This is a genomic window from Candidatus Nomurabacteria bacterium (assembly GCA_023898665.1).
Taxonomy (GTDB): Bacteria; Patescibacteriota; Saccharimonadia; order Saccharimonadales; family HK-STAS-PATE-42; genus HK-STAS-PATE-42.
Map to the genome: position 1 here is coordinate 504,934 of CP060233.1, position 26,986 is coordinate 531,919.

The window sequence follows — 26,986 nt, forward strand, 5'->3', positions numbered from 1 at the left end:
GGTGGGCAATAAGTGTGAGTAAAGATAAAGTGGTTTACAGGAATATACATCTTCTTAAGAACTGATAAGACCTGAAGCAACGCTTAATAATATAAATACTGCAAGTGCTATACCTAGCCACTTTAAAACTTTGTTGGCATCACTAGAAGTACTACGAGACTTAATTAATATATTAGGATAATTTCTAGCCAGACTAATCCACTCTGTTATACCACTTTTTTTCATAAGGCTATCAGTTACCCTAGTTCCGATAACACTTGACATTGAAGCAATTATGCCTGCAGCGCCCACTGTGTTACCTGTTCCTCCCAATAGGTAGTTAAACTCTCCTGTGGTAGAAGTTATAATTAATAGGTTCATTCTGCTTTCAATTTGTTTTATATTGTCTATGCCTATCGAGGTTAACTCGGTACCCGACTCATCTTTAAAGACTATAATATCGTTACTCAACCAGACTAAAGTTCCCTTTTTCCAGTTGTTTGCTGTACCATTTGACCATGTAGCTTCACTACTAATTTTATAACCAAGACTTTGTTGTTGAGGTTGTTGAGTTGTTTCGCTACCTGTAATATCATTCATAAATATATTCTTTTATTAAAAATTCTTCCTTAGAATTATCTTATAATATTATTACACTTTAATAAATAATTATAGTTACTTAAGGCTAGAAAACATATGACTAATATATATAGGATTATAAAAAGCTATTATCAAAAAGACTTAAACAATCTACTCTTTACGCTTACTTAGTAAGATCCTGATCTGCACCATCAAAGAATGTAATTGATGGGTCGTTATTACAAATCTTATTCTTTAAAAATTTAATTCGGGTAGCAATAGTAAATGTACTTGAATAGAACTGAGGAATATAACCAAAGTTATCAGGTATAGAATTTGTTTTTAAGTTACGGGGCTGTATCCGAATCTTTAAGCGTCCATCTGGTGCTTCGTTAATTGTCATCGCTATACCCTGCCTACCTGTAAGAAAAGAAGATTGAGCAATAATTGGATTAGATTGATCAATAACTTTCCAGCCCCACCTTGTCATGCTACTTCGAAAAATATCTTTCAACCTATCACGCGATAAAGTTGTGTAAGCCATAATGGGGCGCATCCTGCGTAGTGACCAAAAAGTTGTAGCAAAGTATAGCCCAATCAGAAATATTACAGAAAAAAATAGTAAAGCTTCCATAACCGTGTTATATGTTTTTGATTATTATATGCATTTTACATTTTCTGGTTAGATTCTATCACAAAAGTTTAATATTAGAACCAGAGAGTTCACAATAGATATTACGTTAACATAAAACTGCTTATGCTTGCTTATAGGTATGTAAGTAATAATACTAGTGGGTAATGGCCTATACAGTTGATCAGTTGGTAAGTTGGGCAAATCCTGGTATGAGTGAGTTTATTGGCTATGCCTTCTCTGAAGAGCATTGCGAGAGAATCACTAGTGAGGTAGCTCTCCGTCGAAGAGAATTTCTAGTCAGTGCTATTGGAGGACGTCTAAGTGGTCTGCCCGTAAGTAAAGAAGGAGATAGAGACGAGCTTGACTTCTCTACTATACCGTTGCGACCAATTATGGACCGTGAGGAGCACCTGGAAATAGCTAATGAGACATGGGTACGACGGCACCCAAATATTTTTCTCCAGACTGATATTAAATCATACTGGAAGATACTAGCGGATATTCAATCCCGATTAATGGGCCACCCTCCACACACAACTAAAAATAATAACTTTTACCTAGAAGCACTTTCACCAGATGGCCGATGGCTTAAGTCAGATGAGAAGAGGTTTAAAGACGCAGTTGCTGATGCTACATTCATAAAAGAGAGTGGGTATCCTATACGATTCTTAACAAAAGGGGTATCGTATGTTGTTAATTCTGGTCTTGACATGGATACCGTTGAGGCCTGGATAGAAACAAGGGTTAAGAAAGACTACTTTCCAATTTTTTATACTCCTCAAGGTTTTTGGCCAGCTATGGTTGAAGGCAAGCGCGCATACGACGAAGCAAGAGGTAGGAATACTTATGCTGACGTAGGTTTTTGGCCAGCTATGGTATGTATATAGCTCCCTATGTCGATGAAGCCATTGATGAATCTCCAGACTTTTTCCACTTTGATGATATTTTTTTTAGAGCAGTACTAGAAAGGTCTGAAAGTAAAATGGCAACCAGAGCTCTACGCACAATTGTGAGACTTCTTTGTGGTGATGATAATGAAAAGTTTAACCGTTTAAACCTAAAGTACTTCCGCCAGCCTAGTAATGGAGGTTCTCCTGGAGCTATTTTTTTTAGAAAAGATATACTTCCAGCCGTTCTTGAGCGTGCGGAAGAGCAGGGTATACGTGGTAAAGTTATAGAGTTTATAGAGAGTTTAGCCAGAGAATACCTCTTGGAACCAGATGAATATGATGATCTAGTTTTTTCCAACTAATCACTACTGCATAAACTTGCATTATATATCTTGTTCCTAATATGGCCCACGAGACTATTAACAATGTAATTAGTTAATACGACATCATGATACTAATCAAAATAAAATAGCTACGTGGTGTCCGCTTTGGCTGAGCGTTATGGCCTTGAACATTAAACAGCCTGGAACCTTAACTAGAAATACGCTATATTAATTATCAGTAGTATGAAAAAATTAAAACTTCTAAACCTGAGTTGGTACGGAGCTTATGTCATTACCATAATAGGTAGCGTAATCTCAGTTTTGGCTTATCGCAACATATCTAAGAATAGTTTCTTAGATATAAATAACCTTTCAAACATCTATATTTACTGGCTTGGAATAGCCTGTCTTAGTGGGATACTTATGACTATTCACCTAGTTTTTAAGAACTATAAGATTCAGCGAAGAAACGAAGACCTCAAAGGTGATAAATCTTATGAAACACAGGTACCTAGGCTACCATCTGATGTTACCCAAAAGATACTAACAGCTGTTGCCTTTACTGCACCCGCTTTGACGTCACTAATCCTCTTGAAAACTGAGCTTGCCCTTTTGATGCTTCTTATATGGCCGATGATATTGTTATTAGGTCTATTATTTGGGTTCTTACTTGGTATATTCATCACCGTTTTTATATTGGCGGTTAGTAGTATTAAAAAAAATGTACTTATAGTTTTTGATAGTAACGTTGCATCTCAAGTTAGAGTCCATGCTTTATCAAAAGCTATCTGTACTCTGGGGATAGTCTTAATTATAGGGACAATGATATTTGCCCAAACGACTCTGGTGCAGTCAGGACATGGAGGGATATATCGAGCTAGGGCAACTGCATCCACGGCTATACTTGGATTAATATGGCCAAATTTCGCCTTAAACTCAGGTCGTGTAAATGTACTTGCTGCGGAAACACTCAAAACGCTAAGCATTTTATTCTGGATTGGTATAATAATGTTTGTTCAAAACTTTCTTATAAGATCATTCCTACCCTCAACTAAAACTCCTGAAGATAAAAAGAGGCATAAGTCGTAATGACTAAAGCTTAGTAGTTATTTAATTGCTGAGAAACAAGTCTAGTCCTGAACTTGCTAATGCTACCAAATTTTTGTCTTACCCCTATCCTATTTTGGCTGAGTTATACAGTATCTAGCAGAGTTCTTCGAGTGATCGATAGCTCTGACTCGTATCAGATGACTGATCAGCAATCCATTCATCATAGCGTTCGCAAGCCACTTGTCCTGAGCGAGTAATTACAAAACTGAGCCCCTTCTCGTACGATTCACTAGAATGGATTGTACACAGCAACTCAGACCCATCATCAAGAGTACGGATCGTATCTTTGTGCTGGAACGTCCAGTTTGCATGATGTGCAGACTTGTCAGTTAAAGTGGTACCTGATGCTTCTTGGAATTTAAGAACCTCATGGATAAATCTACGTTCTGACAATTTAGGAGATATCACCGTGCCTTGACTGTCTTCACTAAGACACGCCACGGGATCTGGTCCAACATAACCAGGGTCTTGATCATCTAAGTGAAGTAGCGAGTTAATACTCAAAACGCTAACGGCTGTCACAAACATTGTTGCTAAAGGTCCAACAGGGTGGCTGAATAGTACTTTTGAAAAACTATTCCTATGATTAAGCCGGTTTCTTCTACTCATGATATTTATCATAGTATACTAAGCTAGTATAGTCAAGTATCGTGGCTTGGCGTCGCAGTCTGAAAACTTCTAACAGCTTAAAACGAGACAAATGGGACACTAATAAATGTGCTAATTTTGTAAAATCTACATACACTCCTGTATTTTTTGTGGTTTAAGAGTTTTATAAGCAGCATTATTGTTTAATGGCCCATAAATATAACATCATCCCGATCATTAAAGTGCCTATTAGGTATAGCAATTGTCTGATCTGGGTTTGTAGCATGTATAAAGCCGACGTCTTCAAATTTTGTGTCTATTGTCGACTGTCTTGCAGTACCCATCCTTCTGGGACTCAGATCATAGGGTATCAGTTTAGGTAACAATGATTGTACTAGCTGGTAACGTCATGAAAGCACTTCGCTTAAGAGTTCTGGGAATACTTCACCACCAAGAGTGCTCGTTACAAAATGCCCCTTATCGGTATATTCACGATAACTAATTCCATGCACCTTTTCTTTGAGTATTTCTACTGACTTTACCACGCTTGGCTCGTCATCACTTGATATAAATACTGTGGTGCTTTGAGTTCGAGAGGGGAATTCCGGGTCTATATCAAAATCAAAGAAGTTGGCTGTGTCGGAGACTTCATACTCAAGCGGATTAACCCACGGTGCCACAAGAACAACTTTACCTACCTTTATATCTTTATGCTCGCTTAAATAACGTACTAAAAATCCACCACCACAACTATGCCCAACCAGAATGGTATCGTTTGTTATATCAAATCGTTCAAACTCTTTTTTCCATTCGTTGTAACGAGGCCTAAATGGGAATGGTGGCTCGATGGACACCGCATGGATATCTTTAAGTATTAATTGGCGCTTTAGCCAGCTAAACCAGTGATCCTCACTATTACTAGGGCGCTTGGGATCATAATGTTCATCTTTGTCGGGTCTTCCGGGGACAAGTATCGCGTTCTTCATATGTTCAATTATAGCTTACAGAACTACTCATTATCACTAACAATATACTACTTAATCCAATACCTATTCTGCGACTACTTTGTTACAAGCCAAGCTCGACTCCATACAGAAATAACGCCATGATAGCTATTCTCTATGGCAAAACCAAAACTTAGTTGTTCCCTTGCGAAATTTCCATCACCACCAAACTTGCCGTTTAGAGTAGGGCTAGTAAAATAGGTCCCATGTTTAGCCTTCTCATCCTCTATGAAAGCCTTAACCAGCTCGGCTATGTCTAAAGGTTGCTCAGAAAAACTATCATAATCACCCTCTTCCAGACTACGGTACAAGAATCTTAGTGCAAATCTATCTGCTATGACCAACTTTCTTAAGTAACCCAGTCTTGCCTCCATACCTTCTGGGGCATCAATAGCTTGTACACCATACATGGTTCTTCTTCTGTGCTCAGTACTTGCCATACCAGCCAAAGCTACTAGCATGTCTATGGACTCAGGACTAACATCAGTTGGAAGGAATAGAAAACCACCGGTATCTTCATTACGTGGTGCTAGCAACTCTGGTCGGGGATGTCCTTTATCCTGGTAGCCATACACACCATTGCCGTTTGGCATATCTACAGTAGGGTCTATCACATCGCCAGAAGGAACCTGCAGTATTTGTGTTTCTCTAACTCCAGTCGATTCGAAGAGACCAGGCATAGGCTACTTTTTAGACTCCAACTCCGTCTTCGGCCAGGTTGAGTGTACGCAGAACGGCACAACCTTGTTGAGCCCAAAGCATTCTTGCTCTGAGCTCCTTAAGCTCCTTGCCAAGCTCATGATTAGCCGGAGCTATATTCTTGGCCTTTAGAGCCTTTAGCTCAATAGCAAAGTCACGGTCTTTATCACCAGGGTGAGCACCCATAAAAGGATATGTCCTACTGCCGGGACCATGTCCTACTGGGTTATAGACTAGACTGGCGGCTATTAATCCTTCTGCTGTTCTGGCCATTGTTACTTCGTGTGCATTGATTGATTCTCGTGCTGTTACGAAGGCATCTGGAACTTCTCCAGCAGGTATATCAGAATTGACCGTTAGCCTGCTAAGCATTAGCTCATCAGTCTCTATATTGGTCTGTAACTCAGTTATCACCTTACGAGCTGTCTCGATTTGCTGCTCTGTCGTGTTTGCCATCTCAGGATCGGCAATAAGCATTCCCGGGACTTCTGTCGTGCTAATTCTAGCCCTTTCTAAGAAAAAGCCATGGCACATTAAGCCATTCGTTAAATAATAAAGAGCAGGGTAGTGAGCAAAGATATCAGCTTCTTGCATGGCTTCTCTTATGGCATCTTTTAGCTCCGGCGCAGTGAGAGCCCATTGCTTATCAGCTTCTTCCATTTCTCGCACAACTCTACTGGCACCCCCAAGGAATAAACGACCTGTGTCGCCTCCCTTATCTTGCCTCTCGAAAGCATACCCATCATGAGGATGGATTCCTTCTGACCTTGACACGCTTGCTTCGATACTGAATCCGTTAACTATTCCTATTGTTGAGAGTTGATGGTACCCCTTGCCTCCGCCAATTTCAGATAGATCAGCATAACTATACGTAGCGCCCTCTTCTCCAACTGTACCTACGGCCAGATTAACATGTACATAATCTGAATCTTCTCTTTCATCTACTTGAGTGGTAACCCAGCCTACTCTTTGTCCAGCCATTTCAGGACCAAACTCTTTAACAATTACATCTCTACTCATATTACTTACAATTCTTGCACCTTTGTTTGGACAACACAAGCTTAAGCATTAATTAAAAGCTTTCTTCGTAAAAAAGTGAATAATGAGTGAACTTATGTTATCCTTATGTTTATATACAGATTAATTATATCTGCTGAACCTGCCGGCTGTTAGGCATTAACAGAAAATATTGAAATTATAGAGTGCGACGGCACAAGCAGATAAATACGTCCAAATACAAAAACAATACAAACATATTAATTATTAACCTGGATACCCTAAATAGGTAGTTCTTAGGTATTTTAGATGCGATTTAATCGTATTGTTTTAACGTTCTTAAAGAAAGGGAACAAAAAAGTATGGACGAACAAATTAGAATACAGCACGTCGCTATAGACGTGCTTAAGGCCGCGGAATATAACCCGCGTAAGTGGAGTGAGGAAAAGATTCAGCAACTAAGCGAAAGCATTAGGAGTTTTGGGTTAGTAGATCCGATTCTAGTGAATGGAGCCGAGAAACGAAAGAACATTGTTATTGGAGGTCATTTTAGACTTAAGGTAGCTAAAGACTTGGGGTACGATAAAGTTCCGGTTGTATACATCAATATAGAGGATGAAGCTAAAGAAAAAGAGCTTAATTTAAGGCTTAATAAGAACTTGGGGGATTGGGACTTGGAACTTCTTAAAGACTTCGACCAGAATCTACTCGTTGATGTTGGTTTTGATAGCGTTGAGCTTGATGAAATCTATACAGAAGATTTATTAAAAGAAGATACATTTGATCTAACTAAAGAACTTGAGAAGCTAGATATTAAGAAGATTACAGTTCAAAAAGGAGATGTCTATGCACTCGGTGATTCAAGGCTGATGTGCGGAGACTCAACTGTTGAGCAAGACTTCTCTACTCTAATGGGAGAGGATAAGGCGGATATGTGCATGACAGATCCGCCGTACATCCTAGACTATCTAAACGCTAAACATCATGGAAAACCAACGGAAGGTTTTGGCAATAAGCGAAATAGAAAATACTTAGAAACGGATGAAATTCCAGAAGACTTTACTGAACTTTGGATGGCTAATATTGCCAAGGCTGCAAAGCCGGACTTTTCTATCATATGTTATGAGAACTGGAAGAATGTTCGAACCATTTGGAATGAAATGGAGAAACATTGGAAAATTAAGAATATGATCGTTTGGCACCTTGCCAATAGGCACCAAAACTTTGCTGCGAAGTATAAGTTCTTTTCGAAACATGATATTGCCATGGTGGGAGGATCTGGAGAGGTTCAATATAACCACGAAGAAGAACCAGATGGTCTTCAAGAAGAATTTGAGACAGCACTTTATGCAATCTCAGGAAGGCCTCAGTGGGAAGGATATGCAAAAGGCAAAGATAAGATGTTCCAGCCTACGGACTTTATTGAGTTTAATTCAGATGATGAGAAGAACTCAGGCCAAGGAATTATCTTTGGCACTAAACCTTTGCAGATATTGATACCGTACATAAAGGTATTAACTAAGATAGGAGATCTAGTGGTAGAGCCATTCTGTGGGTCTGGTTCTACTTTGATTGCCTCAACTAGATTGAAGCGGAGATGCTTCATTATGGAAAAGTCACCTGTTTATGCAGAAGTAGCACTTAGACGCTGGGAAAAGGAAACTGGACTGAAGCGTGAATTAATATCAAGGTTAAGTGAAAATGAGGAGAACTAAAAAACTAGAGAAAGAATTGATAGAAGAATTAGAGAAAACCGGGATTATATCTAGTGCCTGCGGCAAGGTTAGATTGCCCCGTGCTACTTTTTATAGGTGGTATAACGAAGATCTTGAGTTTAGGTTTAAGATTAATGAAGCTATACAGCTAGGAAGATTTAATATGGTAGATTTCGCAGAGTCTAAGCTTTTTAAGAATATTGAAGGCAACAACCAAAGAGCAATTGAGTTTTACCTGAAGAATAATAGCGATATATACAGATCAATGAATAGCCGAGACTATAATGATGCACTGCAAAGACTTGAAGATAAAAATAGAAAAACATTTGGCTTCTTGTATTCCCTAGAAGAATACTTATGGAAGCTAGTTCCAACTGAAGTCTTGGAGAAGAAGTTAATTGAGGCGGCTAGCCAAGAGGAGAAGAAACAAAAAGGTACGCCCGTGGACGAGGAGGTTAATAGGTTATTGAGTGCTAAGTATATCTCGCATATTTTTGGGAGGAGTAAGAAATAGTGTTGTCATAATGGATATTGCGTAGAATATGTATTTATTGCTATTAATATTAAGTAATGAGCGTCTCTAGCTATAGACGTAATGTCGCTAATGGACACACTGGGCCAACAACCTCGACTTGTTTTCCTGCGGCGCTTGAACAGCTTTCACCACGACATGCATTTAGTGGAGATGTATACCGAAGATATAGAGATACAGTAGATGTAGTCTGCTCTCTTGAAGGCCAAGGACTTAGAAGGGTCAATCCCATGTTGAAGGATTTGTATGGGTATTTAGCTACTGAACTAGGATACTCATATGATGACATATCTTTTGAAAGACTTAGATCAATTGAGGAGTTTAGAGATAGGGTATGTGATCTTCTCTCGTCTTCTAGCAGGGTTGTAGTGGACATAATGACGGAGGGATGCCATGGAGGTGCTCAAGGATATGTCCATTCGGTAGGCATTTCTGCAGTAGGTAGCCTGAGCAATCAGATGGTTAGACTCAGGAGTACATGGTTACCGCCTGAGCTTGCCGGTGTAATTCCGCTTGACTCAGTATTTCCGCATCTTGCCCAGCTAAAAGATCCGCCACGACAAAGATATGAATTTAATGATGCCAACTTAGCTGCTCTACCATCTTAAGTTATGATTCTAGCGCTAGCTTAGCTTAAAACCTTTGCGGTATACTCTAAAATGTCTAGGACATCCAAACAAACAGAGTGACTCGATCATTTATGTAGTTGTGCCATTAAAAGGGCAGCTACGTAAAAAAGAATAGGCATAACTGCTTGTTTGGGTCCTAGACAGTCCAGCGTGGCTGTCCTTTTTTATGTATATAAAGAGAAATAACCTCCTGGAAGTTAATTAATAAAGTTAATAACCAAAGGGAGGTTATATGGATCAAAAGTTAGCATCAGAAAAGGTGGTTGTCGCGGCACCAATGTCACTGGCTGGTTCTGCTGCTAGAATATGGAAGATTACAGACTTAGTACCAAATGTATTTGTTAAGTGGATACTATTGGTTCCTGTGGCTCTCATGTTGATAGCGATGGCATGGATAGTAGTATTAGTATGGTACATAATATTCGGGATATTATTGGTGCCGTATAGATTGATCAGAAGATCTGGGAGAAAAGGTAAAAGGAATGCACTACAGCATAGGGAGCTAATGCAGGCTATTCGAGCTCAAGAAGAAAAACAGAGTAAATAAACGCTGAACCTACCCTGAACTTTTTGCAAGTGCGTTAGACATTTTCCTCGCTACTTTAAATACTGATTTAGACTGAGTGTATAGATTAAAGAAAACATCTAGCTCTCCAGCATCCATTGAGCCTATTTTCTGAGATCTCATCCACATCAACTGACTAAGTGCTGCCCCGGTATAGTCCTGCAGCCAACCAAGGTAATCATCCCTGCTCTGATGGTTGAACTCTGTACCTTCATGAACATACCTATTACGAGCATTTAGTATTAGCCATCCCTGCTCCTTCCAATAATCATCCGTAGAGAATTTAGATATAATTCGAATTATATCTTTCTGTGATCTAGTGGCACCATTGGAGTGCCGTGTGGCTAGCTCTATGCATCTCCAAAACGACAACATTCGTAAATGTGGGTCATTTACATTCAAGGCTCTGTCAAACTCCATCACAAACTCCTTGATGCGCCTCTCTACTGGCGATGGGTTTGCTTTCCTCAAAATGTTTAGATAGCGTTTATAAGCTTTAACTTTATATTCATTGCCCGTAAAGGTTAGGCTGGCTTCTGATAAATTGACTTCCGACCCAACCTCATTAAGGATACTATCAAAGCCATTTTTTGATTCGATCCAATATAGGACGCGTGGATTTTGGATTGGTTTCCTACTCTTTATCTTGTCACTTCCCATATATTGAACTTTTGTATTCCTCTCCTGTGCTATTGAGGCGGCAGCGCTTAGTGTCGCAAATGCAGACATAACCTTATTCGCAGAAACGATGTAGTCTAATGACTCAGTAGTAGCCTTAAAATAAACAGATTGATCCTTAAGGATCAATCTTAGGGATGATTCACTTTTGTAGCCTATCTTCTTATAGTCTTCCTCAAGTTGCTTCAGGTAACTGTTGCTAGGAATCGATGCCACCTCGTGATAGGACGCTCTTCTTATGTTAACTCCACCGACATTCACTTCCTTTTTAAAAATAAAATCCGTGGTTTTTGACATCTTTACATGAATACCGAAATAAAACGAATGGGTTTCTACTTTCCTCTTATTGAGCCTAAGTTCGGAATCTTTTATAAAATCTTCCACCGCAAACATTTTTTTGTTTTTTATCCAATCACTCAACTGATTCTTGTATATGCTATATCTAAGATTCAGCTCTTCAATCGGCATACTGGAATGTTCGTAAATAGACTGAAAAAGTGCTTCAGAGTATACGTCAAAAGCATTACCCATGATGCTTCTGTTATCTTTCCAACAATCAACAGCTTTTGTATAAAGCTCTTCTGCTCTTATTCCTCTCTTATTCATAGATATATCTTAACCCATATTGTAGCTTTCTATATATCTTAGCGTTATGATTGTTGTTTACAACCACGTTGGACAAAAATACTCAACCAAATAAGATAGCGCAGGGATGAAAGTTAAGTTAAATTAGCACTGGTTCAAAGACTCTCACTATTTCCTGCGCAGACTCCATCAGAATCGAATATGGAACCGGCCATAATCCAACCTGGGTATTCATTAGGTCTACTATATAAGGGTCTGCCCAAGTTGCATGCTCCGACTCGGTAAAGTTGCTCATGGGATGAGTTCCCCCGAGCAAGTTTGCAGCTCTATCTATAAAGACTTTGCGAGGAATGTCAGTAACAACTCCTTCGTGGACAACCCTGTACGATGAGCTATTGAGCCAACCTTCAAAAGACGTAGGCACAGGAGCTGGCATTGTGCTTCTACCCAACTCGTAAGCCTTCTTAACATCTTCTTGAGTGAGCTTACCGTAAGTTACTGTAACTTCAGATATTTTAATGCCCTTAGAGGAGGCTGCGCCAGGTAGGTGGAACAACTCACTTGATTTTCCGGCCATCATCTTTTTTATGTCCTTTGGGACGGTTTGCTTATTAAAGCTTAGGCTCCAACCTTCAGTGGTGGCTAAGCTGTCTATAGTTTCGGCAAGCTGGACCCAATTCCTAAGACAGGCTGCCAAGTCTCTAGCGACAGCCATACTAAACCTCTTTTCCAGAAAGTTAACATGCCTCTTGAGACGCTTGAGCTCTACTTATAATTCCTTAATGGGGTGCATACTAGTGCCTTATGGGCTTTTTAAGATATTAATTAAGAGCATACCAGCACTTGTATAGTCAGCAGACTGAGGAGACAAAGCTGCTGATGATGTCATTCCTCTGCTCGCGAGCTCAGCGTCCCTATCGATTGATTTCTTTATCTCACTTATACTCTGGTTGCTGGAGTGCTTTAATCCGACGCGGAATAGTACCTCATCTGAGTATTCCCTACCTTCAGATAATCCCTTAAGTACGTTCGTGTAGCAACTCTCTACTAACTCTGTCAGATAAAACAGGTCTTCTACCGTCGATATTCTGCCACTAACGAATGCCCTGAGTAGCTTACCAATGACAGATGCCTTGTACTCGTCATTAACTGAATCAACCATGATCACGAGCTTGTCCGCTAGCTTCTCTTCTATATTATTAGGACCGACCTTAATTCTCTTCAACCACTCCTCGCGTTCGTTTGCGGCCAGCTTGTTAGCTTCTGCAAGAAACTTGGCAAACTTCTTTAAGAATATCCTATCTCTTATATCAACAGAACCCTTAACGATGGCTACGAAAGACTTGACTGCCGGAATAGCGTCTACAAACTTACTGTCTGTAACGGCCTCTAGGCCAAGTTCTGCATAGTCTTGTAGTAAGTCTGAATAATTAGGGTTAGTGGCGGTATCAACTAGCTCTTTCTTAAGATCTTCAGCTGCTATATCCATATTAATCTTTACTTAATAATTAAGTCTCCATTAGCTAGATACATTAGAGCAATTCACTAGCCATTCCCTAACCTGAATACCGGACGTGTTTGAGGCCGGTGACAGTATTTCGGACGCATGAGTCTGAAGCATCTTGTGATTAAGTAGTCCAAGGTGCTCTATACCTAGGTCATCTCCTAGGTTGTCCTCTATAAATTCTTTGCTAATTCTGAAACTACTAGAATTAACAGCATGGTCAGAACCTATGGCACATGTCTGGACTCTTAATATGTAAAGATCCCTGTCAAAGTCGTATTTTACCCAAGACTCCAAAAGGTGCTCTACACCACTAATCTTCGTTTTACCTTTACGATGGGTACTTGTTTTTTCGTCTGTGGCCATATTACAAACCAATTATACATGCAAATGGATATCAGTCTAGCTTTCCTAAAACCTTCGCGGTATGATTGTTCGTTGCAGCCATGCTGGACGACAATACTCAACAATTAAAATATTGCCTGTACGCAAGAAAATCATCTGAATCAGATGAGCGTCAGGCAATGAGTATTGATTCTCAAATAAAGGAAATGAAAGCCCTCGCACAACGCGAGGGCTTGTTAATTACAGATACTAAATATGAAAGTAAATCTGCCAAGGAGTCTGGTCAACGAGACACGTATAATGAGCTTCTGTCTGGACTTAAAAACGGCGAGTTCAACGCGATACTTACCTGGGCGCCAGATAGATTATCACGTAATGCTGGCGACCTCGGATCAATTGTTGATCTTATGGACCAAAAGAAGCTGCTGCAAATACGAACTTTCTCACAAACATTCGGCAACAATCCGAATGAAAAATTCCTACTTATGATTCTCTGTTCTCAAGCCAAGCTAGAAAATGATAACCGTGGTATTAACGTAAAGCGTGGCATTCGGGCAAAGTGTGAAATGGGATGGCGACCAGGAACGGCTCCGATTGGATATATAAATCGCTCATTTAGCGGAGTTAAAGATATAATTGTTGATCCTGATCGTGGGCACATAATAACTGAGCTATTTGAGAAAGCCGTAAAAGGTTGGAGTGGCCGGCAGATCAAACGATGGCTAGATGAAATAAAGTTTACTAATAAATCGGGCAAAGCAGTGACGCTCAGCCAGGTATATGTGATTCTCAATAACCAATTTTATTATGGCGAGTTTGAATATCCAGAAGGGAGTGGCAAGGTTTATCAAGGTGCTCACGAGCCACTAGTTAGTAAAGCGCTTTTTGAACAGATTCAAGATACAAGGCTTATTCCACTAAAGGCTGCCTGGGGCACAAAGAACTTCGCCTTCAAAGAGATATTTAAATGCGGATCGTGCGGTGCAAGTATAACCGCAGAAGAAAAGTTTAAACACCTGCTGGACGGTAGCATTAATCGCCACGTATATTACAGGTGCACTCGAAAGGTTGATCCTGAATGTTCTGAAAAGTTCATGAACGAGAGAGACCTAAAGGATCAGCTACTCGGCTTTATAGCCCAAAATACCGAAGATATAGAGATCACTGATGAGTTGGCCAGAAAAGCGCTCGCTCATACAGAAGTAGTAGAGGCGGCATTGCAGATTAGAGGCATGGATTACGGTCAGCTCGATCCAATGACTGAGTACTCAACGTACGTGCTAATGAAGGGCTCGTACAAGGAACAGGGTGCATTAGTAAAGGGTATAAAAAGTAGATTTGTTATACGAGACAGAACCCTCCAGACGCTTTAGTGCCGTAGATCTAGCGGTTGTCCGTATGGATTAATGCCTGCATGTACGGTTGCAGCAATAATATCGTTATAATAAGCAATATCCTGCCTTGGTGTCTGGGCTACAAATAATTTAGCGTTTTCGGGGTTAGGTGGCCTATCGAAGTGGTCATTAATGCTCCGTGCATTCTGAGATGCTTCAAACCAGTATGTCTGCATATACCAGACCTGCTGTACAATCTCCGTGAACTCTTCTTCAGTAGCACCGTACGCATTTAGGAAGTAAGCGATACTTGGATTGTATGGCATCTTCAAGAACTCGTAATGGCCCCGATGAAACATCCCATTCACAGAGTGTAGTGGATGGGACAACTCAATCTCTAGTTGTTGCCGTCGTTCATCACCACCAAACTCACTTAGTGGCTTACGTGGTATATCGAACTCTCGACGTGAGCCAGTATGATACCAGGCAAATACTCCTGCGGCGTTGAGTAGAGCCCTATATCGATGCTCCTCGGGTACAGGCAGATCAGTGGTTTCTACTCCTCCTGCGTAAGCGCTGGTAATAAGTAGGACTAGATCTGCGTCAGCTCGTGACAAAAGATAGTCGCTACTGCTTCTCCAGGGCATAGATTTTTCTTTTTCTGCTTCCGACTCATCTATATAACCTCTCAAGAACTCTAGAATCGTATCATTTCCAATAAATGCGAATGACCCCAAAGGCTGTTCTCTCAAAATCGCATCTAGCGCTATCCTGCCAAGTTCACCAGCTTGAGCTGTATCCGAGACTTCACGCGCTTTATGAGACTCCTCTAATACTCGCGTCTGAACAGGCACAATATCTACAAAGTGGGAATCAGAATACATGTATTCCGGGTACTTCTCCCAAAGATCTGAATAGTAATCAACACCTATCCGTGTGCCTATAACAGGAACGCCAGGAAGTTGAGGCGCACGGATAAGGGGCTCCCCAGTTTCTTCTACAATCGGTGGTATGCCTGCGGTCCAGTACTCTCTGTATTGTACTTTTTCACGCTGACCCTCAATCTCTCTGTATCTTGTCGGACCCTGAGTCCGCATACCAAGATCATAGAGTGCAAGAATAGGTAAGTCTTGGAATCGCTCTAGATGCTCAGGCCTTTCTGCAAAGTGGATTTCGCGCATATATACGTCATTCTGAGCTATTTAACATTGGTTTGACAAGCTTAAGCCTTATATTCAAACGTTTTTAATACACTGGTCATGGAACGCGGTCGCGGTCTGAGGTGTCCATTCGCTATAAGAGTTTACGGTCGAGTTAGAACCAAGTTTATCAGAGTTTGGAGAGATAAAAACTGTACGTGAATACGGTTCGAACCTAATGTAAAGATAGGCAAAAGGATTCGAACTTAATTAACAGATCAGAGGTAAAACAAAACCCGATCATGGAACCGGGTCTACCTCTGTTACGAATTTTTGGCTGAGCATAGTGGTCTGAAACCTGTTACAGGGGTAAATGAGACAAATGAGACACGAAACGGCTATATTTAGAGTGTCTCATAATTAAGGCAGTAGCTAGGTGGTATTTTGAGAAATATCGTCTCGAATTAAATTTACCAGGATACATAATTGCTTTAGTTTCAACTTTCTAGTTGACCAATCACTTGATAGTGGACACTAGAGTCGAGTTAATGTATATCGGGGTTGTTTTCTTGATCTTCTAACAAAAATCCCCATTCACTATACCAACTCTTGAGCTGGTTAATATTGTCTATTTGGGTCTCTCTGGTGGAATCTGCAAATGCCTTAACTTCTTTCTTGTCAGCCTGTTCGGATGCGAAACTAGCCATTGTTATAGCGTCTTGGCTACTACCCATCATTAGGGTGATAAACTCCTTGTCGAACTCCTTGCCTTGCTTTGAACGTAGTACTTTCATGTTTTCTGCAAAGGTTTTGACTTGATCAGAACCGTCACTATTAGTTTCTACTAGCTCAGCCTTATCCGTAGCAGCACTGTTAGATTTATCGACTACTCTTGTCCCAACAACACCTACTCCAATACCTAGAACTAAACTCACAATTACTAGAACTATTAATTTAAATTTCAAAATAATCTCCTTATTGGCTGGAATTCATAGCTTAGTGAATATTAACGAGCATATTTTACCGCATTCTGATTATCATTTAACCATAGTGCTCCTGGATTCAGCATGTCGACATCGTACTTATCGCCTGTAGACTTTAAATTGTACGGATCGAGAAGAGATTTCCCATTGACGTCATAATGAAATACCTCGAAGTGTAGATGGGGCTCATCCCAAGATGGATATGTTCTTGGATCTGGTCGGGAATCAGGTGTTTCATCGTAACCCCAAGATAGTCCAGAGTCACCTACATAACCTAGAAGGTCTCCTTTTTGGATAGTAGTCCCTTTAGATAACTGTTGTTTATCGCGAAGCTGAGTTAGTGGGGTATTCCACTTCTTACCATCTTTTTCAGGTGTAATGTATGTGATATTTCCGGCAGTATTTTCGAAATGACTGTACAGTGTAAACGTATCAGTCTCTGGATCCCAGAGTTGCACAAATCTTCCGTAGCCCAGACCCACAATTTTACCTTTCCATTCACCGCTTGTTTCGTATTGGTACGAAGAGAAGGCAATACCGTCTGTTGCCGCATAGACTGGTGTGCCGCGATTTGCTGCAATATCAACTGCACCATGGAGTTGCTTCCCATGTATTTTTTGTTCGTCGTCTGAGTATATCCATCCCTCTGTGACTTCTATCTGTGCCCCTTGAGCGAATGGAAGACTCAGCATAGGTTTGTGAGCAGATAGAGCATCGTGCTGTCTCTGGTATATTAACAGACCAGTTACTGTAGATATACTCAGAATAAAGGCTATTAGCCAAAATTTGGTTTTCCTTATCCTTTTACGCAAAATTTAACTTGCTCTCGGTTCCGGGCTTTTACCAATATTATTGGTGTAGTACGTGATAATTTGTTGTTCATCGTACTTATCAAGCTCTTGTGTTCTCCTCCACGAGGCAAGGAGAATGGGCGACTCTTGTCCACTTCTTGGCATTAGTATGACTTTAGTGGGCAAAAAGTTCTTATTACTAAAGGGCTTAGATAACAGTGCAGTCAGTTTTTCTACAGTTGCCTTATCGGCATCAGGCCTGTAGCTCACTACAACGCCACCATGCTCCATATTATGCACTATGGCCTCATCGGGTAGCTCGGTAGGAGAAACGCCCCAAGCAGCTGGCTGAACGCTATGGGTACCTGATGTAGGTACTGTATTTTTGTAAGATACAATTTTACCAGTAGAGACATGCTCACGCCCTTCGTCACTCTGTGCTGTACCTGGTCGTGGCTCGGTGCTGCCTTGAGATGACGTAAAGACATAGAGGGCAACAAAACCACCCAGCACCATCACTAAAATAATTATAAATCTAAGATTTTTCATGTATTCCTCTAATTAATTGCTATGTTAAAAGTAGATGTAGGTGTAGCCACTACTAGAAATTATTCGTTCGGTGTAACGGCCATCAACGTTAAAGTTATACTCACTTACTCGCATTCTGCCACCGCTTAACACTTCTTCCACCCACATGGAATGTCCATACGGACCTGCATACGATATAGCAACCGACTGTGCACGAGGTACTGAGCCTGTAGAGATTCCGAAACTCTGAGCTGTTGAAGGCCACTCCTTGGCATTACCTCGTCCACCAAAGTAAGGCATTCTTTTACCAGATTGATATACTTTCCATGCCGTATAGCTTACACACTCTCTGTTATATAGCCCCCAGCTATCGACTAGTGAGTCCTGTGCTGCGTATGCCCATTTATCTGGGTACCCACCGCCACTTTGACCAGATGAAATAGTTTGTCCACCGCCACCACCGCCTGAAGACCTCTGATTAGCAGCTAACTGTTGCGCTCGTAAACTGGCTATTTTGCTAGTTTTACTATTAACTGCTGCATCAAATGCAGATTTCTGTTGATTGGTTTGTGCCAGCTTAACATTAGCTTCACCTTGCTTTTGTGACAACGCCCCACTTAGAGACTTTTGTTCAGTTAAAATTCTAACCACTTCTTTCTCTTGTTCGCCTAGCTGTTTCTTTAGCCGCTCAATATCGTCCACTGTGTCAGAGATATTTTCTTTGATACGATCACGATATTCTTGTTTATCGACGAAATCACCAAGATTTTTACTTGAGGCTATCATCTCAAGTGGAGAAATATCGCCTTCGATATACATTGATCGAATATTAGCCGACAACAGATCTTTTTGCTCAACTAGCTTTAGCTGAGCAACATCAATCTCTTCGTTTAACTTGGCTTTTTTGCTAGTATTGCTGTCGATTTGTACCTGTATAGAAGCAATCTGGTTCTGTAGATCCGAAATTGTGTCTTGAATGCCGTCTGCCTGAGTGCCAAGTTGGTTTGAATTTGTTTCGTCGTTTGATCTTTGAGATTCAAGAGCTTTGATTTTAGCATCTATTGACTGCGCTCTGGCTAGTAGAGGTGTCGAAACGTTACTTACAATCAAAATGATTGCTGCACACTTAAAAGTCGAGGCTTTGAGACGCTGTACTGATGACACGTTCGTATTTTTCATGACTCTCCTTTGTTGTTTTGTTTTAATTTTTTGGGGTGTGAGGATTGTTTGAATTTTCTTCAAGAGAGTAGTTCCAAGCTGCTGCCCAATCAGTCATATCTATAATCTCTTTGGTTTGTGCAGTAATAATTCTGTTGGCAAAGTCTTTTATCTCTACATGCTTAGCATTAGTCAGTGCAAGCTGTGCCATCTCAAGTGCACCACTGTGATGGATACTCATATCAGTTATAAACTGCTTATCTAGATCGTCGCCCTTCTTACCTTTGAGTGGAGCACTCATGGCATCTAGTGCTTGCTGAGACGGCTCTGTGAAGGTGTAGCCCCATTGTTTTGCCCATTGTCTCATCTGGTCGATCTCTTTTTGTTGATCGGCTTTAATCGCAACCCCTAGTCTGCGTAACTCTTGGTGCTTAGCATCTGAAACGACATAGCCAGCCATGTCGACTGCCCCGGCGTGATGTTCTGTCATAAGACTTAAGAACTTCTCATCAAAAGCATCGCCCTTTAACATTTCAAGCTCGGCATTCATACTGTTCATACTGTGATCCATACCAGCCATTGCATTGGTATCGTTGACGGGTGACTGTGAGGCTACGGACTGTTTATCTGTGTTTCTACTTTGGTAGTAAACGTATAATCCACAAATTGTCATCGTTACAGCTACCGCAGCTAAAATTAAACCGATTGTTTTACTTTTCTTCATACTACTAAACCTACTACTTTTAAGTTAATAAAATGCGAGTAGAAGACTGTTTAAATTCGATATAACGAGTACTGTTTATATATAGGTACTTTAGTGATGCGTCTTGCTTGTTTAAGTAAATCGGGCAATAAATACACAGAGTAAACTACTCCTATTAGCCCTACGATTACCAAAAACGGCGCGATTGGGTCCTTATCATCATTCTCGGTCTGATTAATGATTTGCTTTTCACTACTTAGAACAGGACACTGCTGTGAACAATCAATAACCGACGTGGCTGCGTGTGAGGGCATACTTGGTTGATGTGCTGAGTGAGTAGTCGAAACTAGTAATGGATTCACAAAGTGAAGCAAGCCAGTCAGTACGAGCGTAGTTGCTAATATTGCTTTTACATATTTTGTAATACTATTAATTTTTTGCATAAGCTTTTATATTATATATCAAATAATCGGAGTATCAAATTTGTTTACTCAGTTACAACGATAGTACCTGTGTGTCCTTGTTGATTGTGATTATGGAAACCCCAACCGCCTACCTTGTCAAATGTGAATTCAGTTTCATCCCCAGGAGCGGGTAAGGTGCCCAAAATCTGTCCCGTGTCGAACTCTGGATAATCGGTGTGAGCGGGGTGAGGGTTAGAGGCGACCCAATTTGGGACTTCGCTTGTCGTAGTAAATTTTACTGTCTGTCCTTTTTTGACCTGGAGCATCCTGGGCTGATAGCCATCCTCGCCATAGTTGATAGTAAGTATGCTATTTTCCTCAGTTTGACTAGGTTCTATAGCCGGTTCGGTGGATTGTGATACTACGTCTTCTTGTTGCCTAGTGCTTTGTGGCTTTGTATCATCCTGGCTCAGTACGAAATTCACTATAACTGCCCCGCTAATCAGAGTTACGAGCAAGGCTGATGTGCTCAACAAGACCTTCTTTCTTTTACCCATATCTACTCCTCGCTTATTTTATTATTATAACTCAACACGTCGAAGTAACTGAGCATTAGCAGCTACTATTATAGTGGAGAGCGACATAAGAGCCGCGCCGATCGCTGGTGATAGTACGAATCCAACTGATGCAAATGCTCCCGCAGCTGCCGGGACTGCCAGCAAGTTATAACCCGTTGCCCAGATAAGATTTTGGACCATTTTAGTGTACGTTTTCTTTGAGAGCTTGACGATCTTGGCGACGCCCCTTGGATCACTGCTAGCCAGGACTATTCCGGCCGATTCAATCGCAACATCAGTACCAGCCCCAATAGCAATGCCGATATCTGCCTGGGTTAGAGCAGGGGCGTCATTCACACCGTCGCCAACCATGGCTACTATCGATCCATCGGATTGAAGCTTCTTAACTATGTCAGCCTTGTTTCCTGGCAGAACCTCTGCATAATACTCATCTAGACCTAGTTCGCTCGAGACCCACTTTGCAACGCCTTCAGAGTCACCTGTAATCATAGCAACACGTTTACCAGATTTTTGTAGCTCCTCGACTGCTTTGCGAGACTCTTCTCGAATGACATCGGATATAAGTAATGCCCCGAGAGTTTGGTTGTTTTCAACAAGATAAATTATGCTTTGACCGTTTTCGTTAGCCTCACTTGTTGCCTTAGCAAAAGATGCACTTAGCGTAACTCCTAGTTCTTTCAACAGTTGTGGGCCGCCCAAATACAGTACCTTATTCCCGATCTTAGCTTTTGCACCACGGCCCTCTAGTGCCGAGAAACCCGTCACTTTAGCTGGCTTGAGCTTACGCTCATTTGCAGCCGCTACGATTGCCCGAGCAATTGGATGCTCTGACTCTTGCTCAACTCCGCTGGCAAGTTCTAAGATACGCTTAGAATCAGCTCCAATAACTTGTGTCACACCTTGTTCGCCCTTGGTAAGAGTACCGGTTTTGTCAAACAATACCACGTCTATATTACGGGCTGATTCCAGTGCCATTCGTTGGCGTACGAGTAGACCAGCATTGGCACCTTTTGAGGTGGAGATAGCTGTCACTAGCGGAATTGCCAAGCCCAGTGCGTGAGGGCAGGCAATGATTAGTACAGCGACGATACGCTCCAGTGTATAGTTGGCGCTGACATCACCAAACACAGTCCACGCAAAACCTGTGATAAACGCGGCAAGTAGAGCATAGTAAAAGAGATATGACGCGGCCTTATCGGCTAGCAACTGAGTTTTTGATTTAGTAGCTTGTGCGTCAGCAACCATCTTCATGATCCCAGATAGTGCAGTATCATCGCCAACCTTTGTGATTTTTATCGTCAGTGAGCCACTGCCATTAATTGTGCCACCAATAACTTGATCATTTTTAGATTTTTCAACTGGCTTAGATTCTCCCGTAAGCATTGATTCGTTAACTTTGGATTCGCCTTTAACAACCAGTCCATCCATAGGTATGCCTGCGCCAGGTCGAACTAAAACCTTATCTCCAACTTTTAGTTCACTAATAGATACGGTTTTAGTGCCACTAGTGGTAATGAGTTCAGCCTCATCAGGCAGTAACTTAGCCAGTTCTTTTAAAGCGCCTTGGGCATTGCTGATCGAGGCCATCTCCAACCAATGTCCGAGTAGCATGATGGTTATTAAAGAGGCTAACTCCCACCAGAAACTCATGCCGTCGACGATGCTTAGAGTAATCAAAGAGCTATAGACGAAGGCAACTGAAATTGCCATAGAGATAAGCGTCATCATGCCAGGCTGTCGATTAGCGATCTCAGCTTTAGCACTTTTCAAGAAAACCAGGCCGCCATAGAAAAATATGGTGATGCCCAAAATGGCAGGAATATACTGACTACCTGTAAACGAAGGTGCTGTAAAACCAATTAAATCCTGAATAGTCTGAGAAAAATATAAGACGGGCAAGGTTAGTAGGAGAGAGACCCAAAACTTCTGCTTAAACATGTTCGGGTTGTGACCGGCGTGTTTATCATGGTCTCCATGTTCGTGGCCTGATTCAATAGTTCTTTTTTCGAGTGCCATGTGACAGGTTGGACAGGCTCCACGTTGATCTTCTACTACATCAGGGTGCATTGGACAAATGTAGACTATCTTCTTCGTATTGGTTTGGTGTTCGTGTTTCATATTATCCTCCGCAGGTTGATTCACTAAGTGGTACTAAATTATTGAATCGGTCTATAATTTGCTGCTCAGTTGGCTCACTTTTTTGTACAAAAATAACTACATTCCCTATAAGGTTGTTAATCGTGGATAGCTCTTCGTCAGTCTTTGTAGATTCCGGAGACATGTTACTGTTCTGCTTAGCTTCACCGTGTGCATACGCCTTCTTGAAGAATAAATCACTGATACTGAAGTTGGATGACTCAGTGCTAGTAGTAATCCTACTCTCCTTACTGAAGAAGTCTTCCATATTCGAGTTTAAAAATTCATTCCAATCCCTCTTTTGGTAGTTATCTGCATCGCCAGTGTATATGTAGAAGTTAGAATCTTCAGGTATAGATGGCAATAAGTTGCCATGTCTTTTAACGGTCTGCATGTTCATCATGCCCATATCGTAACGCCTGCCGATCACATCATCGCTTCCACCTGTAAGATTCCAGCCGTAATACTTCAAGAACTGACCACCTGTCAGATTTTTCCAGTGCACGTGGGTCATCTGACCCATTCCATCGTGAAAGTCTACGGGTTCCGCTGGTATCTCCGCGCTACAAGAAGTGTCATCATAGGATTCTTGAAATTCTTTGTTTGTAAAGTCCACAGCCTGATCATCGACAATTATTTGCGTACGCATGTGATAATGCTCATATTTTGGATTTCTAATATTAGATGGAGAAGTGGCGTATAAGTAGCCGTAGATACAGGACGCAATGAATAAAACTCCAAATAATATACTCAACCCAATCAGATACTTTTTAGTCAGGCTCTTCATTACTTCACCTCGTTACTAAATAGCTGCAAACTCCAACCAAGAATATACCCTGTTAGCCACGCAGAGGCGACAATAGTAGCACCACCAAGCGCAAAGCTCCCGAAAGTAATGTTGTAACCAGATAGCTCCATGCCGTGCACCCACCACTGAGTCACATCTCTTGAAAAGTCAGGAAGTAGTGCAACGATCCCCGAACACAAAACCCACAGTATACCCGTAGTTAATGCAAATGATTTGCTTAGACTTTGTTTTGTTAATTTCATGAGGAGACTCCTTCGTGTTACTTATTATTGAGGTTATACAAGCTTAAGAGCTCAGCGATAGATTCTTCTTGAACAGTTTCGGAATCTGAGCGTAGATTATCTTTAACATGAGTACGAATGTGATTTTCGAGGATAAGTTTATTTAATGACGACAAAGACTTCTGTATCGCAAGGCTTTGAATAAGTATATCCATACAATATTCTTCTTTTTCAATAGCCTTAATGAGACCTTTAAATTGACCTTCAATAATTTTTGATCGATGCGTTGCGCGTTTTTTAATATCTTGAATCATACTCTCAGTATATACCCCCATGGGGTATAATGCAAACTTGAAATTAGCTGTATTAGAATATTGAATTAGTATCCTGAGGCTATACCAGTGGAGACTGGAGTGCTCGATCTATATTTAAGTTGACTTGGTGTTACGCAGGTAAAAACGCTCAAATCCTAGAATTGCTGAGAGGCCTAGAACTGCGGAGTAAATAACTAACGGATCGCTACTGAATTTTATAAATACAAATGCGCCAAGAACAACGACATCAAGGATAATTGCAGTAATTACTATATAGCTTTTGGAATTAACTTTGTCTTTAAGACGAGTCAGCAAGCCCCAATGAACCATCATATCCATAATTAGATAGAAGATAGCACCAAGCGACGCGATTCTACTGAGATCAAAGAATATGGTTAAGAATATAGCTACTACAATGGTGTATACCAACGTGTGGGTTTGAATATCACCTGGTAGTTTAAAGTGTCGATGTGGAACGAGTTTCATTTCGGTTAGCATCGCTAACATGCGAGATACTGCAAAAGAGCTGGCAATGACGCTAGAGATAGTGGCAACTACTGCCAGTAGAACTGTGAACCATAGCCCGAAGCTCCCAAATGCAGGCCGAGCAGCTTCAGCAAGAGCGAAGTTTTTGGCTTGAATAATTTGAGGGAGTGGTAGGTTGCCTGCCACAGCTAAAGCTACTAAAAAGTAGACAAGTACACATATAACTAAAGAGATTATTATAGCTCTACCAACGTTCTTATGTGGTTTCTTTATTTCTGAGCCACTATTAGTTATTGTGGTGAATCCTTTATAGGCTAGAATCGCTAAAGCAACGGCAGCGATTGAACCAGTTAGACCATAACTTGCTTCAGTCTCTGCGGAAAAGCTCGCAAAAGAGAACCCAGACAACCACAAACCCGCCAAAGCGAATGATGTAATACCGCCAATTTTAATAATTGAAAATAACAGCGAGACCTTACTAACCGCCTTATTGCCAAGGATATTGATGATGAAAGCAAAAATCAGCAAGCCAACGCCCAACAAAGATACAAGCCATCCAGTTTTTGATACATCAAATAATTGTAGGGTGTAGGTTCCAAAGGTCCTTGCTACGAGACTTTCATTTATGACCATTGAGAAGTACATGAGTAGCGCTCCAAAGGCAGTGATAGTACCCATGCCATAGGCTTCTTTAAGAAACATTGCGATTCCTCCAGCACTAGGGTACGTACTAGCAAGCCTTACATAAGAATATGCACTAAACGCAGTTACTATGGCACCGACGAGGAAGATAAGTGGAAACAGTGGTCCAGCTAGTTCAGCGATTTGTCCAGTAAGTGCAAAAATACCAGCACCGATAATCACAGCCGTACCCATTGATACTGCACCAGCCAACGATAAGCTGTTCTTTTTGTATTGAGCCGTTCTGTTGTGATTTGAATGTTTCATATATTGTACAAAAAATTTAGTTGTAGTTTCATTGTATACCACCGCTAGCTTCATTCTGTAAGTTTAGCTCACAGAATTACTTCTTTACCATCCGAAGTTTTGAATGTTCTGTTTTTCCAATCTTTAGGTTCATTAACGCCTGATTTGCTAGTTGTTTGTTTTGACTTCAACTTCTTGCTCTTCATAACCAGGTTCTTGATATCTTCCTCACGCTCATACGCTCGCAGCCTGCCATTCAGGTACCCGAGACGATAAGAAATGCCATCACTCATTAAACGCCAGTTGGTATCCTTTAGGGCGGTGTCGACTAGCTTCTTGAGTGTTTTTCTACTGTCGTAGTCAATACGGTCAGATTTACTGTCCAAACAGCTGAAGCCAATGTACACATCTTTGCCCATTTCGGGTTTATCTAGACTCAGTTCAATGTAGCCAGCTTTTTCAAGACCAGGGGAAAGCAGTGAAATCAGTTCAGCAATCTTCGGCTTTTTCAGTTCTTTCATAGCATCGTAGATATGCTTGTTATCTTCTTTTTCTTTCATCTCTTTGCCAAATTCAGCCATTTGCTTGAGGCCACGCTGGATTTCAAAGAGCTTGTCTCTAAACTCTTTATCCAAAAGACAGAAGTGGATACGATCTTTCTCAAAGTCTGGGTCTTCTTTTTCCTTCTTGGTTGATACATCAAGTTTTTCTTTGAATACATGATCACAGGATGTACAGGTGTAGGTGACGGTTATGTATTTCTTAGATTTTGTAGTCTTATGGGTAACTTCTGATTGGCATTTTGGGCAGACAGTTGGCTTCACCTTCCAGGCAGTGCCATCTTCCCAGAATGCACTGTTTTTATCGCAGTGAGAACACGTGAGCATAAAGAGCACTTCTTCGGGATCGTCATATTTATGGTTCTCTTTACGGTGCATGAGAGATTTGTCTACAATCCGAAGACCTTGCTTGCCGCAGTGATGGCAATATGGCTCTTCGGATAGGCGAGCTGAGGCTATCTGTGCATCCTTAGCTTCGTCCTGAGCCATCCAGTCATTGATGTACTGCTCACGATTGTTATAGCGGCGAATAAGGTCGTTGCCGACAACGCTCATATAGAA

32 protein-coding genes are annotated in these 26,986 nt (G+C 41.1%); 8 read left to right on the forward strand and 24 right to left on the reverse strand.

Features of this window, described 5'->3' with window-relative positions; all coding sequences use genetic code 11:
• Positions 1-54: 54 nt before the first annotated feature.
• Together H6799_02830 and H6799_02835 are read right to left on the reverse strand one after the other, a co-directional pair.
• Entirely contained in the window at positions 55-579 is a 525-nt protein-coding gene (locus H6799_02830) for a hypothetical protein (GenBank protein ID USN97283.1), read from the reverse strand.
• A gap of 163 nt (positions 580-742) precedes the next feature.
• Entirely contained in the window at positions 743-1,192 is a 450-nt protein-coding gene (locus H6799_02835) for a hypothetical protein (GenBank protein ID USN97284.1), read from the reverse strand.
• Positions 1,193-1,356: 164 nt separating this feature from the next.
• On the opposite strand from H6799_02835, the gene H6799_02840 reads away from it, so the two are divergent.
• The 3 genes from H6799_02840 to H6799_02850 all read left to right on the forward strand — a co-directional run bounded on the left by H6799_02840 (position 1,357) and on the right by H6799_02850 (position 3,494).
• Positions 1,357-2,079 carry a hypothetical protein gene (locus H6799_02840; protein USN97285.1) on the forward strand — a complete coding sequence of 241 codons (723 nt, stop codon included), beginning with the start codon at positions 1,357-1,359 and terminating at the stop codon, positions 2,077-2,079.
• Positions 2,070-2,444: a hypothetical protein gene (locus H6799_02845; GenBank protein ID USN97286.1), complete on the forward strand. Its 375-nt coding sequence runs from the start codon at positions 2,070-2,072 to the stop codon at positions 2,442-2,444. The genes H6799_02840 and H6799_02845 overlap by 10 nt, the downstream gene beginning before the upstream one ends.
• A gap of 204 nt (positions 2,445-2,648) precedes the next feature.
• Complete coding sequence (locus tag H6799_02850; GenBank protein ID USN97287.1) at positions 2,649-3,494, forward strand: hypothetical protein; 846 nt, start codon at positions 2,649-2,651, stop codon at positions 3,492-3,494.
• Between the two features lie 114 nt (positions 3,495-3,608).
• Here the strand turns inward: H6799_02850 and H6799_02855 are convergent, their stop codons facing one another.
• From H6799_02855 to H6799_02875, 5 genes are all read right to left on the reverse strand, one after another.
• Positions 3,609-4,124, reverse strand: a complete 516-nt coding sequence (locus H6799_02855; protein USN97288.1) for a hypothetical protein — start codon at positions 4,122-4,124, stop codon at positions 3,609-3,611.
• 182 nt (positions 4,125-4,306) lie between these two features.
• Positions 4,307-4,447 carry a hypothetical protein gene (locus H6799_02860; protein USN97289.1) on the reverse strand — a complete coding sequence of 47 codons (141 nt, stop codon included), beginning with the start codon at positions 4,445-4,447 and terminating at the stop codon, positions 4,307-4,309.
• Between the two features lie 63 nt (positions 4,448-4,510).
• On the reverse strand, positions 4,511-5,089 hold the full coding sequence (locus H6799_02865; GenBank protein USN97290.1) for an alpha/beta hydrolase: 579 nt from the start codon (positions 5,087-5,089) through the stop codon (positions 4,511-4,513).
• A 74-nt stretch (positions 5,090-5,163) separates the two neighbouring features.
• Entirely contained in the window at positions 5,164-5,787 is a 624-nt protein-coding gene (locus H6799_02870; GenBank protein ID USN97291.1) for a hypothetical protein, read from the reverse strand.
• Positions 5,788-5,797: 10 nt separating this feature from the next.
• Entirely contained in the window at positions 5,798-6,826 is a 1,029-nt protein-coding gene (locus H6799_02875; GenBank protein ID USN97292.1) for a hypothetical protein, read from the reverse strand.
• Between the two features lie 338 nt (positions 6,827-7,164).
• Here H6799_02875 and H6799_02880 point away from each other — a divergent pair, with 338 nt between their 5' ends.
• The 4 genes from H6799_02880 to H6799_02895 all read left to right on the forward strand — a co-directional run bounded on the left by H6799_02880 (position 7,165) and on the right by H6799_02895 (position 10,225).
• Positions 7,165-8,517: a DNA modification methylase gene (locus H6799_02880; GenBank protein USN97293.1), complete on the forward strand. Its 1,353-nt coding sequence runs from the start codon at positions 7,165-7,167 to the stop codon at positions 8,515-8,517.
• Positions 8,504-9,031 carry a hypothetical protein gene (locus H6799_02885; protein ID USN97294.1) on the forward strand — a complete coding sequence of 176 codons (528 nt, stop codon included), beginning with the start codon at positions 8,504-8,506 and terminating at the stop codon, positions 9,029-9,031. The genes H6799_02880 and H6799_02885 overlap by 14 nt, the downstream gene beginning before the upstream one ends.
• Positions 9,032-9,087: 56 nt before the next feature.
• Positions 9,088-9,657: a hypothetical protein gene (locus H6799_02890; GenBank protein USN97295.1), complete on the forward strand. Its 570-nt coding sequence runs from the start codon at positions 9,088-9,090 to the stop codon at positions 9,655-9,657.
• A 253-nt stretch (positions 9,658-9,910) separates the two neighbouring features.
• Positions 9,911-10,225, forward strand: coding sequence for a hypothetical protein (locus tag H6799_02895; GenBank protein USN97296.1), 315 nt, complete (start codon positions 9,911-9,913; stop codon positions 10,223-10,225).
• A 9-nt stretch (positions 10,226-10,234) separates the two neighbouring features.
• Here H6799_02895 and H6799_02900 read toward each other — a convergent pair whose 3' ends face one another.
• From H6799_02900 to H6799_02915, 4 genes are all read right to left on the reverse strand, one after another.
• Positions 10,235-11,527, reverse strand: a complete 1,293-nt coding sequence (locus H6799_02900) for a hypothetical protein (GenBank protein USN97297.1) — start codon at positions 11,525-11,527, stop codon at positions 10,235-10,237.
• Positions 11,528-11,645: 118 nt separating this feature from the next.
• Positions 11,646-12,221, reverse strand: a complete 576-nt coding sequence (locus H6799_02905) for a hypothetical protein (GenBank protein ID USN97298.1) — start codon at positions 12,219-12,221, stop codon at positions 11,646-11,648.
• An 87-nt stretch (positions 12,222-12,308) separates the two neighbouring features.
• Entirely contained in the window at positions 12,309-12,995 is a 687-nt protein-coding gene (locus H6799_02910) for a hypothetical protein (GenBank protein ID USN97299.1), read from the reverse strand.
• A 30-nt stretch (positions 12,996-13,025) separates the two neighbouring features.
• A complete protein-coding gene (locus H6799_02915; protein ID USN97300.1) occupies positions 13,026-13,376 on the reverse strand; it encodes a hypothetical protein in 351 nt (116 codons plus the stop codon).
• Between the two features lie 80 nt (positions 13,377-13,456).
• On the opposite strand from H6799_02915, the gene H6799_02920 reads away from it, so the two are divergent.
• Positions 13,457-14,728 carry a recombinase family protein gene (locus H6799_02920; GenBank protein USN97301.1) on the forward strand — a complete coding sequence of 424 codons (1,272 nt, stop codon included), beginning with the start codon at positions 13,457-13,459 and terminating at the stop codon, positions 14,726-14,728.
• On the opposite strand, the gene H6799_02925 is transcribed toward H6799_02920, so the two are convergent.
• The 13 genes from H6799_02925 to H6799_02985 all read right to left on the reverse strand — a co-directional run bounded on the left by H6799_02925 (position 14,725) and on the right by H6799_02985 (position 26,980).
• On the reverse strand, positions 14,725-15,870 hold the full coding sequence (locus H6799_02925; GenBank protein USN97302.1) for a hypothetical protein: 1,146 nt from the start codon (positions 15,868-15,870) through the stop codon (positions 14,725-14,727). The genes H6799_02920 and H6799_02925 overlap by 4 nt on opposite strands.
• A gap of 503 nt (positions 15,871-16,373) precedes the next feature.
• Entirely contained in the window at positions 16,374-16,793 is a 420-nt protein-coding gene (locus H6799_02930) for a DUF305 domain-containing protein (protein USN97303.1), read from the reverse strand.
• Positions 16,794-16,834: 41 nt separating this feature from the next.
• A complete protein-coding gene (locus tag H6799_02935) occupies positions 16,835-17,503 on the reverse strand; it encodes a M23 family metallopeptidase (GenBank protein ID USN97304.1) in 669 nt (222 codons plus the stop codon).
• 123 nt (positions 17,504-17,626) lie between these two features.
• Positions 17,627-18,151 carry a DUF3105 domain-containing protein gene (locus H6799_02940; GenBank protein ID USN97305.1) on the reverse strand — a complete coding sequence of 175 codons (525 nt, stop codon included), beginning with the start codon at positions 18,149-18,151 and terminating at the stop codon, positions 17,627-17,629.
• Positions 18,152-18,175: 24 nt separating this feature from the next.
• Entirely contained in the window at positions 18,176-19,372 is a 1,197-nt protein-coding gene (locus H6799_02945; GenBank protein USN97306.1) for a CHAP domain-containing protein, read from the reverse strand.
• Positions 19,332-20,012 carry a DUF305 domain-containing protein gene (locus tag H6799_02950; GenBank protein ID USN97307.1) on the reverse strand — a complete coding sequence of 227 codons (681 nt, stop codon included), beginning with the start codon at positions 20,010-20,012 and terminating at the stop codon, positions 19,332-19,334. Before H6799_02950 ends, H6799_02945 begins: the two co-directional genes overlap by 41 nt.
• Before the next feature lie 466 nt (positions 20,013-20,478).
• A complete protein-coding gene (locus H6799_02955; protein USN97308.1) occupies positions 20,479-20,952 on the reverse strand; it encodes a hypothetical protein in 474 nt (157 codons plus the stop codon).
• A gap of 24 nt (positions 20,953-20,976) precedes the next feature.
• On the reverse strand, positions 20,977-22,911 hold the full coding sequence (locus H6799_02960) for a heavy metal translocating P-type ATPase (GenBank protein ID USN97849.1): 1,935 nt from the start codon (positions 22,909-22,911) through the stop codon (positions 20,977-20,979).
• Between the two features lie 181 nt (positions 22,912-23,092).
• On the reverse strand, positions 23,093-23,896 hold the full coding sequence (locus tag H6799_02965) for a hypothetical protein (GenBank protein ID USN97309.1): 804 nt from the start codon (positions 23,894-23,896) through the stop codon (positions 23,093-23,095).
• Positions 23,896-24,159, reverse strand: a complete 264-nt coding sequence (locus H6799_02970; protein USN97310.1) for a hypothetical protein — start codon at positions 24,157-24,159, stop codon at positions 23,896-23,898. The genes H6799_02965 and H6799_02970 overlap by 1 nt, the downstream gene beginning before the upstream one ends.
• Before the next feature lie 17 nt (positions 24,160-24,176).
• Positions 24,177-24,452 (reverse strand): metal-sensitive transcriptional regulator, encoded by a 276-nt coding sequence (locus H6799_02975; GenBank protein USN97850.1) that lies wholly within the window; start codon positions 24,450-24,452, stop codon positions 24,177-24,179.
• A gap of 114 nt (positions 24,453-24,566) precedes the next feature.
• Positions 24,567-25,886 carry an APC family permease gene (locus tag H6799_02980; protein USN97311.1) on the reverse strand — a complete coding sequence of 440 codons (1,320 nt, stop codon included), beginning with the start codon at positions 25,884-25,886 and terminating at the stop codon, positions 24,567-24,569.
• Positions 25,887-25,954: 68 nt separating this feature from the next.
• Positions 25,955-26,980 carry a hypothetical protein gene (locus tag H6799_02985; protein USN97312.1) on the reverse strand — a complete coding sequence of 342 codons (1,026 nt, stop codon included), beginning with the start codon at positions 26,978-26,980 and terminating at the stop codon, positions 25,955-25,957.
• Positions 26,981-26,986: the final 6 nt, after the last annotated feature.